This is a genomic window from Collinsella sp. AM40-7AC, assembly GCF_003468125.1.
In the GTDB taxonomy this organism is placed as follows: Bacteria; Actinomycetota; Coriobacteriia; order Coriobacteriales; family Coriobacteriaceae; genus Collinsella; species Collinsella aerofaciens_O.
On the sequence record NZ_QSGK01000004.1, the window covers coordinates 171035 to 186370 of the forward strand.

At 48.0% G+C, this 15336-nt stretch carries 15 protein-coding genes; 11 read left to right on the forward strand and 4 right to left on the reverse strand.

Annotation, left to right across the window (positions count from 1 at the left end; all coding sequences use genetic code 11):
- Window positions 1–119: 119 nt before the first annotated feature.
- Both DW892_RS05025 and DW892_RS05030 read left to right on the forward strand, forming a co-directional pair.
- On the forward strand, window positions 120–1277 hold the full coding sequence (locus DW892_RS05025; protein ID WP_117766120.1) for a site-specific integrase: 1158 nt from the start codon (window positions 120–122) through the stop codon (window positions 1275–1277).
- 56 nt (window positions 1278–1333) lie between these two features.
- On the forward strand, window positions 1334–1855 hold the full coding sequence (locus tag DW892_RS05030; RefSeq protein WP_147349848.1) for a hypothetical protein: 522 nt from the start codon (window positions 1334–1336) through the stop codon (window positions 1853–1855).
- A 10-nt stretch (window positions 1856–1865) separates the two neighbouring features.
- On the opposite strand, the gene DW892_RS05035 is transcribed toward DW892_RS05030, so the two are convergent.
- The gene (locus DW892_RS05035; protein ID WP_117766124.1) at window positions 1866–2429 is read right to left on the reverse strand and encodes a recombinase family protein; all 564 of its coding nucleotides are present in this window, start codon (window positions 2427–2429) and stop codon (window positions 1866–1868) included.
- Between the two features lie 268 nt (window positions 2430–2697).
- On the opposite strand from DW892_RS05035, the gene DW892_RS05040 reads away from it, so the two are divergent.
- From DW892_RS05040 to DW892_RS05050, 3 genes are all read left to right on the forward strand, one after another.
- Window positions 2698–3003: a hypothetical protein gene (locus DW892_RS05040; RefSeq protein ID WP_117766126.1), complete on the forward strand. Its 306-nt coding sequence runs from the start codon at window positions 2698–2700 to the stop codon at window positions 3001–3003.
- Window positions 3003–5555 (forward strand): hypothetical protein, encoded by a 2553-nt coding sequence (locus DW892_RS05045; protein ID WP_147349849.1) that lies wholly within the window; start codon window positions 3003–3005, stop codon window positions 5553–5555. The genes DW892_RS05040 and DW892_RS05045 overlap by 1 nt, the downstream gene beginning before the upstream one ends.
- Before the next feature lie 120 nt (window positions 5556–5675).
- Window positions 5676–6086: a hypothetical protein gene (locus tag DW892_RS05050; RefSeq protein WP_117766130.1), complete on the forward strand. Its 411-nt coding sequence runs from the start codon at window positions 5676–5678 to the stop codon at window positions 6084–6086.
- A gap of 91 nt (window positions 6087–6177) precedes the next feature.
- Here the strand turns inward: DW892_RS05050 and DW892_RS05055 are convergent, their stop codons facing one another.
- Entirely contained in the window at window positions 6178–6621 is a 444-nt protein-coding gene (locus tag DW892_RS05055; RefSeq protein WP_117766132.1) for a hypothetical protein, read from the reverse strand.
- 133 nt (window positions 6622–6754) lie between these two features.
- Between DW892_RS05055 and DW892_RS05060 the strand changes: the two genes are divergently transcribed.
- The 4 genes from DW892_RS05060 to DW892_RS10300 all read left to right on the forward strand — a co-directional run bounded on the left by DW892_RS05060 (window position 6755) and on the right by DW892_RS10300 (window position 10948).
- Entirely contained in the window at window positions 6755–7318 is a 564-nt protein-coding gene (locus tag DW892_RS05060) for a hypothetical protein (protein ID WP_117766134.1), read from the forward strand.
- 172 nt (window positions 7319–7490) lie between these two features.
- The gene (gene ettA, locus DW892_RS05065) at window positions 7491–9170 is read left to right on the forward strand and encodes an energy-dependent translational throttle protein EttA (protein ID WP_117766136.1); all 1680 of its coding nucleotides are present in this window, start codon (window positions 7491–7493) and stop codon (window positions 9168–9170) included.
- A 280-nt stretch (window positions 9171–9450) separates the two neighbouring features.
- Complete coding sequence (locus DW892_RS10295) at window positions 9451–10578, forward strand: hypothetical protein (RefSeq protein WP_147349850.1); 1128 nt, start codon at window positions 9451–9453, stop codon at window positions 10576–10578.
- Window positions 10556–10948, forward strand: a complete 393-nt coding sequence (locus tag DW892_RS10300) for a hypothetical protein (protein WP_147327748.1) — start codon at window positions 10556–10558, stop codon at window positions 10946–10948. Before DW892_RS10295 ends, DW892_RS10300 begins: the two co-directional genes overlap by 23 nt.
- 54 nt (window positions 10949–11002) lie before the next feature.
- Here the strand turns inward: DW892_RS10300 and DW892_RS05075 are convergent, their stop codons facing one another.
- The gene (locus tag DW892_RS05075; RefSeq protein ID WP_117766138.1) at window positions 11003–12310 is read right to left on the reverse strand and encodes a hypothetical protein; all 1308 of its coding nucleotides are present in this window, start codon (window positions 12308–12310) and stop codon (window positions 11003–11005) included.
- A 138-nt stretch (window positions 12311–12448) separates the two neighbouring features.
- Window positions 12449–13393, reverse strand: a complete 945-nt coding sequence (locus tag DW892_RS05080; protein WP_117766140.1) for a hypothetical protein — start codon at window positions 13391–13393, stop codon at window positions 12449–12451.
- A gap of 493 nt (window positions 13394–13886) precedes the next feature.
- Here DW892_RS05080 and DW892_RS05090 point away from each other — a divergent pair, with 493 nt between their 5' ends.
- Together DW892_RS05090 and DW892_RS05095 are read left to right on the forward strand one after the other, a co-directional pair.
- Entirely contained in the window at window positions 13887–14168 is a 282-nt protein-coding gene (locus DW892_RS05090) for a DUF2087 domain-containing protein (RefSeq protein WP_117766142.1), read from the forward strand.
- Window positions 14146–15330, forward strand: coding sequence for an MFS transporter (locus tag DW892_RS05095; RefSeq protein ID WP_082435530.1), 1185 nt, complete (start codon window positions 14146–14148; stop codon window positions 15328–15330). Before DW892_RS05090 ends, DW892_RS05095 begins: the two co-directional genes overlap by 23 nt.
- The last annotated feature ends 6 nt before the right edge of the window (window positions 15331–15336 follow it).

Here is a 15336-nt window from a genome sequence, read left to right on the forward strand (position 1 = left end):
CAGGTAGATAGCTTAACAATTGTGCCTTCAGACATTTCCGCAGGTAATTTTTTCTACTAAATTTTCTACTCTTGTTAAAATGGAAGAGAAAGAAATCAGAGGGAGAAGAGGCCTTGGAAATGTTCTACACGTCTTGCGGTATTGATAAAAAGACTTCAAAAGGATGGCGTGGCTACCTTCTGTACAAAGATGAAGAGGGTAAGGCCAAAAAGAAATACAAGACGTTCAATACCAAATACAATCGAGACGCTAAGAAACTAGTGAACGAATGGCGCGATTATGAGGAAGAGCTAAGTAAGCGAGACATTCAATACACCACGGTTGAGAAGGCCATTCGTGATTACGTTGAAGGTCAATATGCTCTTGGGCAAATCGACACAGTCACTTACCAAAGAAATATCAGACAAGGCGAATATGCGATATTCCCCTACATAGGAGAAGAGAACTTCTATGAGATTACGTCTGAAACCTTACAAAATTGGATTAATGCTTTAGCAAAACGATATGCCATGAGTTCAGTTCAGGGCTTCTACGCTATTTTCAACAAAGCGTATAAATCCGCATTTCATCAAGGCAAGATAGTCAAAGATGCTAGAGCTGGTTTGATTATGCCAAGAAATACTAGTAAGCATAAAATCGCTTATCTCGATAGCGAAGGTCTTAACAAGCTCTATTCGCTAATTGACGGTGGCGAGATAATAGGCGCTAGGAATAATAACCTCTATATTCCTATCTGCCTTGCGCTATACGGTGGTTTGCGTGCTGGTGAGGTATGTGCTTTAAGGTGGAATGATATTAATCTAGCGACAAACAATATCTATATCACTAAAGCAGAGAAGCAGATTAAAGATAAAGAAGGCAAAAATGTAGTAGTTGAAGGCGATACAAAGACCTATTCAAGAAGAACAGTACCGATGATGCCGCAGCTTAGAGATGCTCTGATAGCTGAGCAAAGACAGAGTAGGCCAAACGATAAGGACTATGTTTGCCATTGGAGAAATCCTAGGTATTTGGGCAGTGCTTTTCAAAAATGGTCAAGCCGCAATAAGCTAGATAGCGTCTTAGGAAAACCAATTACGTTTCATGGCCTTCGGCACACTTTCGCTACCCTTGGCGTTAAAAGCAAGATGGATATTAAATCGTTAGCATCTATCCTTGGTCATAAAGATGCGGCAATGACGCTGAACATCTACGCAAGCGATGATGAACAGGCCAAGCAGATTAATATTCAGAACTTGGGTAATCTGTTTGCGGAAAAACAGGATAGTGATTTCTAATGCAGCTGAGTGAGCTTTGGGATTACCAATCTAAGGTAATTCAATACAAGGAGTACATGAAAAATAAGATTTCATTAGAAGAAAAGTTTAACCCTGAGATGCTGTTTTCGGCTGAAGAGGGTGCTTACATAGAGTTAAACAGGCTTCAAAAGCAAATGAACAGGGATGGAGGACAGGAGCCAAGCACAGGTGATTTGCTGTGTGTCGTAGAAGCGGAGACGCTTATTGAAATTGATAAAGGTCTACTTCTAAACGATGTAGAAAACTACGTAGGGCCGCAATTCTTTTTTTGGAATCGGATTCTAGACAGAATTGAAGGAGAATCCTACGTAGAGTTCTTCCATTTAGTTATCGTTCCAGCCTTTACGTTCCTGCTCTTAGAGATTCCAGAGTATATGCCAAATTTCTTCGATGAATCCAATTGTCTAGTCGATAGGGAGTGGGCAACGGAGTGCCTTACTTACGCCTATCAACTGTTGAATACTCAAGATAAAGAGCGAATTGAGGTAAGAGACAGGTTTCGCGAACTACTATGGACAGAGGATTACGCTAGGAATCTATTCAAATATATTCAATAGCCATAGAGGTCTAGTTTTCCCTAGATGCCTCAATAGCCCTATAGACAGTGGCCCTACTCAAACCGACAGCCGCACAGATTTCTGCAATGGACATTTCGCCTTTTCGATAAAGCTCTACGGCACGCTCCTTTGCGGCATTGCTTGCCTTGGGCCTACCCATCTTCTTACCTGCTGCCTTAGCAGCCTCATAGCCCTCGCGCTGGGTTTCCCTGATTATTTCACGCTGGAATTGCGCTACAGCGGCACTAACGGTAAAGAAAAAACGACCTTGCGGCGTTGAGGTATCAATCTGTTCCTTGATTGAGTAGAGGTTTACGCCCTCAGCCTCAAATCTGTTAGACAAATCGAGAAGCTGCTTAGTGGAACGTGCCAACCTGTCGAAAGATAGGATAACGACAGTATCATCTTTGCGGAGTCGCGAGAGCATATCGTCTAGAGCTGGACGCTCTGCTTTTGCTCCTGAGATTTTATCGCAAAAGATGTTCTTGTCCTCAACGCCTGCCTTGTGTAAGGCTTCAATCTGCCTATCAAGATTCTGCTCGATGGTGGAAACTCTAGCGTATCCAAATTTCATTTTGCTAATCTCCCGTCTAGATAGCGTCTCAATAATTCAAATTATAGAATATTGAGATACTAAATAAAGAGACGAGTTTTGAGAATTTCATTAGCAGGTATTTTAACGTTATCTTAGTGTCTCAATGCGCTGTATCAAAAAGTATGCTGCTGAGACGGTGCTAAAGCGTTAGGACATTTTTCTAAAACGTGGGCAAAAATCTGTAATTCGTACAGTCTATTTTTCAAATAGAGATAGAAGAAATCATTTCTATTGAAAGGAGACTGATATGGCAAAAGATACGAAAGTAACCATTCGTATTTCTGAGGAAAAGAAAAAACTCTGGGAAGATTACTGCGATGCTCATGGAAAGGGCTTAACGCTTACAGGTCTAATTGAATTAGCTGTAGACGATAGGGTAACTAACGTAATTGAGTTCAAAGATAGGGCCGCAGGAACGGGTCTTTACTGGATTCTTAAACCTAATGGCGAATATCGCAAGCAATACGATTCTAGAGTTGAGCGTTTAGGCCGCATGGAAATCGAACGCCTGAACACCCATAAGCAGAATATCTTAAACGGCATTTACGACTAGTGCTGTTCTGCTATTCAGTAGATGCACTTAGTAAAAAGCCAAGTAATCCCAGTCCGTATCAAAGGAAAGAGAACTATCGACAAGACGATTTATCAATTGAAGATATAGCTAGACTTTGCGGCACTGGGCATTGTTGGCGTGCTGGTATCTACGATTTGAATAATGGCACGTTCAAGAAGAAGGACGCTCAGGCCGCACAGTTGATAGCACTTGATTTTGATAAGGTCGAGACAAGCCCATACGAAGCAATAGAATATGCGGCGAACGTTGGTCTACCTGTTTCATTCTGGTATCCGAGCTTTTCAATGAATCCCGAAACTCTGAAAAAAGAAGCAAAAAGTGCGGATTCCACCTGTGTACTTATAAGTAATCTATTAAGTACACAGGTGCAAAACGGCGATTTTGGGTCTAAAAACGGAGTATATAAAGACGGTTGGAATTACCGCATAGTTTGGTGCCTTAAACGTCAAATCAAACCTCGTGAATATGAAAGCATCTACAAAGCGCTTCTAGGGCTGTTTGGCAAGTTCGCTCCTGATAGAGCCACAAAAGACTGCTCAAGGCTCTGGTATGGCGGCAAACTGGGCTATGAGGTAATTAGCCAAGAGCCACTTGATACGGCTCTTATTGGGCGCATGATGGCCTTAGATAAGGTTTCTTCTGGTACTGAGCCTAACAAGGCAATGAGGCAAAAGAAGAACTTCATACCTGAGTATGCGGATATGCCAACGCCTGATGCCGTGCAGGTCAATGAGGGCTGGTACCGCAAACTTCAGGGCCGTTGTAATTTATGGGACAGATGGACTAAGGGCGATTACCTCGATTACAACGAACGCCTTGCACTATTCAGCAACCTTCGATTCCTTAGATACAGCGACAAGAATAGGTTTGTCGTTCAGGATGTTTTAAAGTTCTTCGTTCCCGAGACGTATGAAGGTCATACCTGCGATGAAGGACAGATTAGGCAGAAATTCAGAGATAGCAGTCTAAAGCCTTGTCCGATTGTCAAAGGGCCTTTAGGCGTACCGCAAACAATCCCAGAGTTTCTTTCTCAAAACATAGATATTCCAATAGTTCCTAATCTAAGCAAGGTTCCTTTAGAGAACTTAGATAAGTGGATGGACGAACATGTACCGCAGTTTCTAGATGATAGAGACGCTGGTATTAAGATTCTTAAGTCACAAACAGCTTCGGGAAAGACCGAGCGAATAATCAACTATCTTCTTACTAAGGTTAAACTTGAAAAGACCAAGGTGATTTATGCGGCACCCAAGCATTCAAATCTAGAAGAGGTCGAGACGCGCTTATTCAACAAGGCAACCTTTAATCAGAAAGCATTAATTCATCGTTGCCCGCAAAAAGAAGTTACTCAATCTGATTTGCTATATCTACAATTGGGTCTACCCGCAAAAACAAGAAGCGCAAAGAGAAAAGGCTTCATAGATAAGTTATTCAGCCCCGATGAAAAGGGGCTGTTTCTATTAACTCACAGCCTGCTAACAAATCTAAGTAACTTGAATGCGGATTTGATTATCGTAGACGAAGAAATTGATTCGAGCTTAATCAAAGAGACGAAACTAGGCCTAACCAACCTAGCAACGACAATTCCTTTTCTAGATTTACAAACATCCCAAGAGCTTACTCAATTCATTAATGATGTAAAAGATAGAAAGCGTGACGAAGGTTTAGATATTGACCTAACCATCTTACGAGAGAGAGTAGCGCCGCAAGTAGAAGAGCGGCTAGATAGTTACATTCAGTCAACGCAAACAAGCTCAATAGCAGTCGGTCTATTTGAGTGTTACAAGACAGACGGCAGGCTTTCGAAAGACAATGCGGGAAATAATTGCGTGCGAATGGTTCGCAAAAGTACGTTAATTGGCGATGCCAAGTTAAACGGTATTCCCGTTAGGGTATTCACTGCAACGCCTTTAACCAAACGAACTGAAATGTACTACGGAGTAGAGATTGAGGTCATTGAAGCGCCGCTTGCAGAGAATAAAGGCAAGATTGTGCAATTCTGCGGCCTTAGTGGTGCTAGAGGGATGCACAATGACAACTTTCCCAAACTTGCGCAGTACATAAAGGAAAAGTTGCCGCAGGAAATAATAGATAAATCAATTCTGATTACCTTCAAGGGCAGTAAAGAGGAAGTTGATTTTTGGCAGAGCCAAGGATTCAACGTGGCGGAGAACAAAGGGAATCAAATACACCTGCTAAACAATAGCGGTCTAGATTGCTTTAAGGGTAAATCACTGATAATCGCGGGTAAGTCAGATTTGCCTCAACAAGCCTATCAAGACTACTACGATGATTGCCATGAATCGCCGCAGGAACTTACGAGGCAGAATCAGGTTATAGAGCTTAACGGCGTGCGGCAATCTCTATACCTCTTTGAGGATGAAGAGATGCGTAAGCTACAACTTCAAAACATCCAATCTGATACAGAGCAGTCCGCAGGACGCGCTAGGGCGTTACGCGAAGAAGGTGTAACGGTCTATCTCTTTAGCAATCTGGTAATTAGGGATGCGGATGAAGTTATAGATAGGTAGAGAATAGGGGCGGGGTATGTTACGGGATTCTCCAAAACGGTTTGATTAAATCCCGTCCACCCGCTCAACTTACCGACCAAAAGCAATTATTGAATTACCGAAAAACGAATAGAGGTATCTATGAATGTAACTAAGTGTTATGCCCTTTGGTACACAGGGGATGGGCTTCACAGGGTACTTAATGCGGCAAAGCAAGAAGCAGTCATTACAGATGCATACAACCTGCTTGGCAACGGCACAGTAACAGGTAAGCAAATGGCTGAGCGTCTTTTAGACAATCTAGAGTTTGATACCAAACAGCAAGAACGTTACGCAATGCAAATACGGGACAAAGGCACTCTAGAAGCAACCAAGGCAACCAGCAGAGAGATAGATAAAGTTCACAGGCTTCTGGGTGATGAAATTCGCAGTAAATGGGATAAACCCATTATTAGCGATGAGCAACTAGAGAACGCCTTGTACTTAGACGCAATACAAGACGAACTACCAGATATTAAAAATAAGATACCGATTGAATTGAAATGCGGCTAGAAATGACTACACCTCATTAGCTGAAGCACGCATTGTGCACCAACTAATGAGGTGATAGATAGTGGCGAATTCTGTAATACGGAAGAGAAAGTTATTCTTTTGAGTATTCCATTCTGGTCTTATCAAAATTGCTTCCATTGAGCATGAAGTTTTTTAAATCATCCTCTGTTTTAAAAGCATAGAAATGTTTGTTGCTGACCATCGCATAGCGAAATTTGAAAAAGTACTTTGAGTTATGAGTTACCAATCTATAAACGTGGAACTTTTCGCCGCTTACGGTGTATCCTTTGTCAAAGCATTTTTCCCAACGATAAGTTGAACCTAGATAGGATTCTGTTCCGCTTTTCTTATAGATAAAGGTTCCATCAGAGTTAAATTTTAAATCACGTCTATCGCTTTCTTGCACGCTAGACGGATTATCTAGTTTCCAAGTTCCTACAATCGGCTCTTTGTTGAATAGTAGGTAACAGCTGAAAACGATAATCAAACAAACCAGTGCGAGGCAAATCGGCTTGATTAGTTTCTTGCTTTTCATCTATAGCGCCTTTCAATTAATGAAATTAGCCTTTCTTGCTGTAGAGAATAACGCTCATTTCTGTTTTCTATCTAATGAAATGAGTTTATTATTTTCCTTGAGTTTAGCCCTTTGTCGCTAGAAAGGTTGAATTATGGCTGTCGCAAAGGATAAGAAGCCTAAAAAGCCCGAGATTAAGTATCAAGCTACGATTCATAAGAAATATGCCGAGTTTATTGATAAAGAAGCCAAGGCAGAAGCGAATAAGGCTCTTGAAGTCCTTAAAAAGACTCACCCTAATGTTCAGCTTGCCTTTAAGCCCAGTCCTTTGGCTGAAGTACTAACTAAGACCAACCTTGATATTTGTAAGGCCCTGTTTGTTGACTCTGAAGAATCGGGTGCCTTTAGTTTCAATAAGCCGCGCTCTAAGACTGTTGAACAGACCGTTAGGGCAAATCTGATTGCTTATAACAATGCTAAGACCGCTCTTGAAGAAGAGGCTTTCGATGATTACAAGTATGTCTACATAACTATCGTAGATGCCCTCGAAGTCTATTTCTCCATTGCCGCAGAAAGTGCGTTGAGGGAATACTTCACGGGCTACGCTGAGTTTGCCGATAACTATACAAAAGAGGAAGAGAAGAAACAGGCCGAAAAGTCTGTGAAGAGGCGCAAGACAGAGGAAGAGAAGAAGCAGGGCAAGGATGCGGAGAAGTAGCGTAAGGCTCTTCGGCTGAATTTATAGGGCAATGCGGCCCTGTATTATGGGGGTGCGGGAAACCGCATCCCCTTCTTTTTGTAGAAGTTCATTTGAACTTTTTTCTACAAAACGTTTCTACTGTTTATGTACACGATAGCGATTTCGCAGGTGAGAAAGGTAAAATAGGACAATGGCGGAGTTTATCTACCAGATGTATCAGGCTCGCAAGGCCCATGGCGACAAGGTAATCCTTGACGACGTGACCCTGAGCTTCTACCCCGGTGCCAAGATCGGTGTCGTGGGCCCCAACGGCATGGGCAAGTCGACCCTGCTCAAGATTATGGCCGGCATTGAGGAGGTCTCCAACGGCGATGCCAGGCTCACCCCCGGCTACACCGTGGGTATCCTGCAGCAGGAGCCGCCGCTCGACGACGACAAGACCGTCATCGAGAACGTGCGCATGGCGTTTGGCGACATGATCGCCAAGGTCGATCGCTTCAATAAGATCGGCGAGGAGATGTGCGACCCGGATTGCGACATGGACGCCCTCATGGCAGAGATGGGCAAGCTCCAGGACGAGATTGACGCCGCCGACGGCTGGGATATCGATTCCAAACTCGGCCAGGCCATGGACGCTCTGCAGCTGCCCGATTCCGACATGCCGGTCAACGTGCTTTCCGGCGGCGAGCGCCGCCGTGTGGCCCTGTGCAAGCTGCTGCTCGAGGCTCCCGACCTGCTGCTGCTCGACGAGCCCACGAACCACCTGGACGCTGAGTCGATCCTGTGGCTCGAGCACTTCCTGCACAACTACCAGGGCGCGGTGCTTGCCGTCACGCACGATCGCTACTTCCTGGATAACGTTGCCGAGTGGATCTGCGAGGTCGACCGCGGCCACCTTTATCCCTACAAGGGCAACTACTCCACGTATCTGGAGACCAAGGCCGCGCGTATTGAGGCGCAGGGCAACCGCGATGCCAAGCTCGCCAAGCGCATGGAGGCCGAGCTCGAGTGGGTACGCAGCTCGCCCAAGGCTCGCCAGGCCAAGAACAAGGCCCGTCTGGCTCGCTACGAGGAGATGGAGGCCGAGGCCCGCGCAAGCCAGAAGCTCGACTGGACCGACATCCGCATCCCTGTGGGCCCGCGTCTGGGCAACAAGGTGCTCGAGGCCCATCACCTGCACAAGGAGTTCGATGGCCGCGTGCTCATCGATGACCTTTCGTTCACCCTGCCGCGCAACGGCATTGTGGGCGTTATCGGCCCCAACGGTGTCGGTAAGACCACGCTGTTCAAGACGATTGTGGGCCTGGAGCCGCTGACTTCGGGCGAGCTCGAGGTGGGCGAGACCGTCAAGATTTCTTACGTCGACCAGAACCGTTCCGGCATCGACCTCGACAAGAACCTGTGGGAGGTCGTCTCGGATGGCCTGGACCACATGATGGTCGGCGAGACCGAGGTTCCGAGCCGCGCTTATGTGGCGAGCTTTGGCTTTAAGGGCCAGGACCAGCAGAAGCGCGCTGGCGTACTCTCCGGTGGCGAGCGCAACCGTCTGAACTTGGCGCTTACGCTCAAGCAGGGCGGCAACCTGCTGCTCCTCGACGAGCCCACGAACGACCTCGACGTCGAGACGCTGTCCTCGCTTGAAGCGGCGCTGCTCGAGTTCCCGGGCTGCTCGGTGGTCATTAGCCACGACCGTATGTTCCTGGACCGCGTCGCCACGCACATCCTGGCGTGGGAGGGCACCGACGAGAATCCGGGCAACTGGTATTGGTTCGAGGGCAACTTCGAGGCCTATCAGGCCAACCGTATCGAGCGCCTGGGCGAGGACGCAGCCCAGCCGCATCGTATTCACCGCAAGCTGACGCGCGATTAGTAGCAAGTAGAAAGGCCGCCAGCAAGGGCGGCCTTTCTTGTAGCAATTGCACTGCAGCTATGCCCTGGCTGCTGGTTTGATTCATAATCAAAGTCATCTCTTTGGGATTAAAGCCCGTTTTTGCTATGAGTGATTTTCTAATTCCGTTTAAAACGTAAAGACGTATTGGGCTACAAGGACATAAGCAAATCGAATTGAAATATAACCAGTGCTGTAACGTTACAAAAAAGGTTATAGAATAGGAGTATCTTATAAGTCGCTCCTCTAGAAAGAAGAACATATGCTTTCGCGTCGTCGTTTTCTGCAACTTGTCGCGTCTTCAATTGTCGCCTTAGCCGCACGTCCGAAAGAGGTTTTTGCTTCGACGGGCAATATTGATGGTGAGCAGATACAATTTACTTCAGAAATTGCGCAAGAGCTTGCCGATAAATATATAAAGGGACTCCTCGGCTCTTCGTATACGCCCTCTGACCCTATTCCTTTTGTAGACGTTGATGGGTCCCCGCTTGGCTACATTGTTCCGGTTGTGACATTCAATAGAGCCGCGGGCTATTTGGTTTTAGATGCTTCAGATGATGAAATACTTACGGGATATCGTTTTGGAGACGGCTTAGTCAGCCCTATGGATCGGGGAGGAGATCTTGGTGTTGAGTCTTATTCTTTCAATAACCCAGTCGTAATGATCAATCCATTCGAATTCGGTGTGCAATCTTTGGACGGTTCAATAACAACAAATTGCGGAAGAACAATCCCGGCTGTTTCCATAGAAGGACGGCCTGCCGTTTTATCGAATAAACCTTCAAGCTGGAACGATGTCGTAATTTACGCAACTCAAATGCAGGATTACACAGTATCTGGATTTCGTTCCATTTCTCAGTTTATGTCATATGATGAAAGCGAGATTAAGAGGCTTACTGCCCACTATGCTTGTATGGTGACAGCTTTTTCGAACGTTGCGGAACTGTATGGCATTGCCAATTTATATAGCGACCCTTCGCAATATATGCAGATATGGAATTACACCAATACCCATGCTCTTTCCGATGAAGAACAGACTGTTCCCGGCGTTGTTTTGGGTGGAACGCCGATATCAACCTGTGCAACGGGGTTTACAAATTACTGCGCAAGCAGAGGAAGTACTCTTATCGCCCGCACTGTCTCCTCTCCGGCTATCGCGAGCATTCAAAATGAGATTAACTCTAATAGACCGAATGTTTTACATGCGAGTTTGTACAACGGATCAGCCCATTCTGTAACAGCGGAGGCTTACGCCACACTTACTGGTAAGAAAACTGGAGAGACGAGGCAGATGATTGGCATAGCGGACGGCTGGAATTCATCTTTATCCTTCCTGAAGTATGATCAGAGCTATTATGCGTGGACTTATGGAACGACTTTTTCGAAGTAGGGCGATTCGTCTAGCTCTGTCTTTGGTGCTGATGGCTTCATTGGTGGGCTGTTCAACAAAGGAAGAGATATCGCGCGGAGGTTCCGGAGAAGTGACTGCGACAGACTCAGGTTCATTAGAAATAGCTGGCGGGCATGCCGATGTGATGTTACAAGGAAAAGGCGTGCTTAGGTCGATTGATGCTGAAGACGCTGTCTGCTCAATAGAGGATTTGAAGACAGGTGAAACTGCATCGTACCGAGTTTCAGATAATGCTGCGAATATGATTGAGTCGATACCGACTGGAGCGCAGGTTTCTTTTAGATACTTTGCTCCGCAACTTGAGGATGAGCTTGCTTCTCTGGTGTCTATATGCGCCGATGACAACTAAAAGGCCTGAATTCAAATGGCCTCGGATGGTCAATTGGCTATCCGAGGCCATTTTTTACTCGACCGGGGCTTCGACCTTGTCGATGGCCCAGGTGGCTCCGAGACCGCCGGTGGTGTTGCGGCGGATACGCACGGTAACCTCGCGGCGCTCGCCGGCCTGCGTGTAGCGCAGGGGGAAGCTTGCGCGGTTTCGCGCGGCCTCAATGGTACCGCGTTCGCGGGCGATCCAGTAGTACTCGCCGACGATGCCGAGCGTGTCAGCGCCGTAGGGGAGATAGGTCGACAACTGGTGCAGAAGCGGGCCGGGGCAGAAGACCACGGTTGCGAAATCGACGGGGAAGTCCTTGGGGATGGCGGGCGCTGCAGGTGCGGGGGCTGGGGCCGCTGCGGGTACCGAAGCCGGTGCGGATGCGGGTATTTGGTCGCAAGCAGCGGCGGGCATGGATTCGATGACGGGTGCGGGCTCCGGCGTTACTTTCGGCTTGATCGTGGAATCTGCGGGCTTTACGGTGACGGGCGCGTCTGCAGCTGCAGTTTCAACCTCAACCTGCGTCGCGTTCTCGTTCTCGACGCTCGGCTTTGCCTCAATGGGCGTGGATGCCATGGTGGTGATGCCGGCGTTTGCGTTCTCGGGGTCATAGACGACCGTGAGTGAGATGGCAGGCTGCGGTGCCTCGGGCTCCGGCACCGACTCGGTAGCGTCTTGATCGGCAGGCTCGTCGGACTGATCGTCCTCAGCCTCATCGCCAAAGACATCGCTGTTTTGGAACGCAGGCGTTTCGGGTTGGTTAGTGGCTTCTTCGATTGTCGACTTGGGAGCCTCATCGAGCTCTGCAGTGGCTTCCTGCTCGGATATGGCTTTGGGATCGGTCGTGGCGGCGATTTCGGTTTCGGCTTCTGCTGCTACCTCAATAGCGACTTCGATCTCTGCCTCGGGTTCGGGTTCCGGCACGGCTTCAACCATGGTTTCTGGCTCGGGACGCTTAACGTGCTTGGGACGCACGGCCTTGAGGTCCTTCTCGCCGCGCTTTTTCTTTTTGTAGGACTGCTTGGCTCCCTTGGCTGCCTTGGGCTTGTCCTCGCCCTTGGCAAGGGCGGCATCCCAGGCCTCGTTGGCGATGACGGTGGCATACAGGCGACCGCCCTTAAAGACGGTCAGCTTAATGCAGTCGTCGAGCTCCTCGAGCAACTCGCGCGTGGACTCGAAGCCCAGGTCATAAGCAGTCATGTCGCCAGCGGCGAGCGCCTCTTCGACCTGCGTCATAAACGTTTGCTTGCCGCACCCAATCGCGTCGCGCAGCAGGCGATACAGATAGATGTGGTTGCCCAGCGATAGCGTGGGCGTAACTATTGTCTTGCTCATGGCAAATCTCCTCTTTACACACCAAAGCATCTTACCATCGCACGGGGCGTGCTACCTCGGCGCCCAAGGCAAACGGGCGCGACCGTTGCCGGTTCGCGCCCGTTGTACAGGTTGGTTATCTATGGGAGGCCATCGTGCTTAGTTGCCCGATGTCGTGCCTTGGCTCGAGCTGTCAGATGCCGTGCCGGATGCGGTTCCGCTCGAGCTGTTGGTGTTGCTGCTGTCGGTAGAGCCCGTGCCCGATGCGTTGCCGTTTGTCTGGTCGCTCGTGCTCGGCTGAGAGCCGTCAGTCGTTTGGCTGGAATCGGTCGTTCCGGATTGCGCGCCATTATTGTTTGCGGAGGAATCGGCGCCCTGCGACTGGTCAGGGGCGGTCGAGGAAGAATCGGTGGATGCGGAGTCGCCCTGCGAGTCGTCCTGCTTGCTTTGCGATTGATCGCTGCTATCCGCGTCGTGCTCGGGTGTGTGCGACGAAAGGATCGGTTCGGGGCGCTCACCCAGACCCTCGCCGGCGGTGGTGATAAGGATGGCGCCGGCGCAGGCGATGACCGCGACGATGGCGATGGCGATCGAGAAGACGATGACCTTCTTTTGCGTCTGGCTGCGCTCTGCCGCCGCCTTGGCACGTAGGCTGTTAGGGGCGACACGCGCCGTAGTCGCGCGCCCAGCAACCTGACGCATCTCCTGCGTAGTCGCAGCTCCGCCCAGGTGCTCGTTTGCATTGAGCTCAACGGGTTCGTAGGCGCCGACGGGATAGTCGACGGCGGCATGCGTACCTTTGATGGCTTTGGCGCTGGCAGAGATAAAGTGGCGGTAGATCTGCGAGGACACAACGGTGATGACTGAGCTCACAGCGGCACCAATCACCGAGCCGGCAATGCCGATCTTGGAGGCAAGCGCGACGCTCGTTGCGGCAGCTGCGGCGCCGGCGATGATCTGGGGAATGGAAATGTCGTCGAACAGGCCCTTTTTGGGCGCGATGGCCATGGTCTGGCCGATGGAATGGTTTTCGTGAACGCCGTTGTTCAGTGCGGCGGGAGTCATGACGCGTGTACGCGGCGCGTCGGTGTACTTGGTTGTCATACGGGGTCCTCCCGGTGTAAATCTGCTTCGTTTCGTGTAGCCATCAGGTTACCCACCAGATGTGAATCGTACGTGACATTTAACAGATACCATCAACTCATCAAGGGGGCTTGCTGTCTTTGGTGCAATAACTTGATGCTAAACTGGATTTATGTTTGCGAGGTGGTTTACGTGATGTACCCGTATATGACATTCGAAGATGGAACCGAGGTCATTCATTCTGACCTGATTACAGATGGCGATATCGAAAAGGTCATCGTGCATTTTGAACGACCGACGGCAGAGGGCTTCGACTCCGCTCGTTGTGAGTTGCCTTCCTGTTCGTGGACTGACTGGGAAGGGCATTTTACTCAGAGTGAAAAGCGAGCTTTCGAAGAGTGTCTGAGCAAATAATTTAGATTAGTTCGAGTTTAGTTCGAATAAAGAAGCTGAATGCTATGACCTAAAGCGTATGCATTTTTAGTATTAGATGCGTATGAAATGGAGGATGTGAATGGATGAGCTAATAGACTTTAAAAAACGATTTCTCAAGAATGGCGAGCTGGTTTCAATTCCAAAAAAGGAAAGCTATAAAAGAATCATGCTGCTATGGGCCGTCTCTTTCTTTGAATTAAATACAAGTTATACGGAGCTTCAGGTTAATCGTGTACTGTCACAGCTCTATCCTGATTATGCCGTGTTGAGGCGGTGCTTGGTTGATTATGGATTCCTATTAAGGGATGAACGAGGCCTGAAATACGAGGTTAATCGTGATGTTCACGGTATTGAGAGCTAGCCGTCCGGTTCGGGTCCTATATATTGCTAGAGGGATAAGCGAAATAGGCAATTGGTGTGCGAATATTGCTTTGCCAATGCTGATTTACGAGGTAACTCACGATGTTTCTGCAACTGCTTTGATGGTCTGCTGCAGATTTGCCCCCTCTCTGTTTTCAGTTGCGCTCGCGCAGCTGCCTCAGAAGATGGGTATCGGGACACTGCAGGCCATGAGATTGGCAGACTTAATTCGCGCGGGATTATTCGTTTGCTATATTTTTGTTGATAGTAAATGGAGTATGTTTGCTATTACGTGCGCGGTATCGCTTTGCCGAACGGTAGAAATGCCCTGCTTTTACTCGTTGTTAAGAGCCAATACGAATAGTATCAATCGCGACGTAATTAATAATTCGTTTGGGTTCCTGCAGAATTTAATGATGGTTCTGGGGCCAGTTGCCGGCGGTTTTGTTGTCGCTCAATTTGGGGCGGAGGCTGTTCTTGCATTAGACGCGCTTTCTTTTGCCGCGTCGTTCTGGTTGCTGCGAGATGTTCCGTCGGTTATCGAGGTTAATGATAAAGAGGGAATAAGCAAAAATGAAAAAAACAGGACTGCATTTAGTGATCTTAGCGCGAAGCACTTGGCAATTGGTTTCCTATTAATCGATATTTCTAGTGGCGTGGCATTCGGCTCTCTGAATTCTCTTTTGCCAGCTATAGCGCAATTGCAATTTGACTCGTCATCGATACAATACGGATTCCTTCAGAGTAGTCTTACAATCGGACTGTTGTTCGGAAATACAATATATGGTCGTTTAATCAGTGGTTCCGATTGCGTTAAATCATATTGTTTTGTGACGTATCTTGCGCTCGGTGCGTATCTGGCGTTTGGCTATCGCTATGCGTCTGGGATATCGTTTATTTTCCTTTTTATCGTCGGTGCCGGAAACGCCATTCAAGATGTGCTTCTCATAACATCGCTGCAGGATTTGGCGAGAGACGGATCTGAATCGATAAGCCTGTTTTCAATTAGGGAGTCTTTGCAATCGGTTGCTGTTGTTATTTCAACACTTCTTGTTTCGCTGTTCACGAGCATCGCGATGTTCTCAATTCTCGTTACAGGACTTGGTGTATTTTCAATTATGATGGTAGTTGTGTTTCAATTGAATTACTTACGAAAGATGTGACGTTGA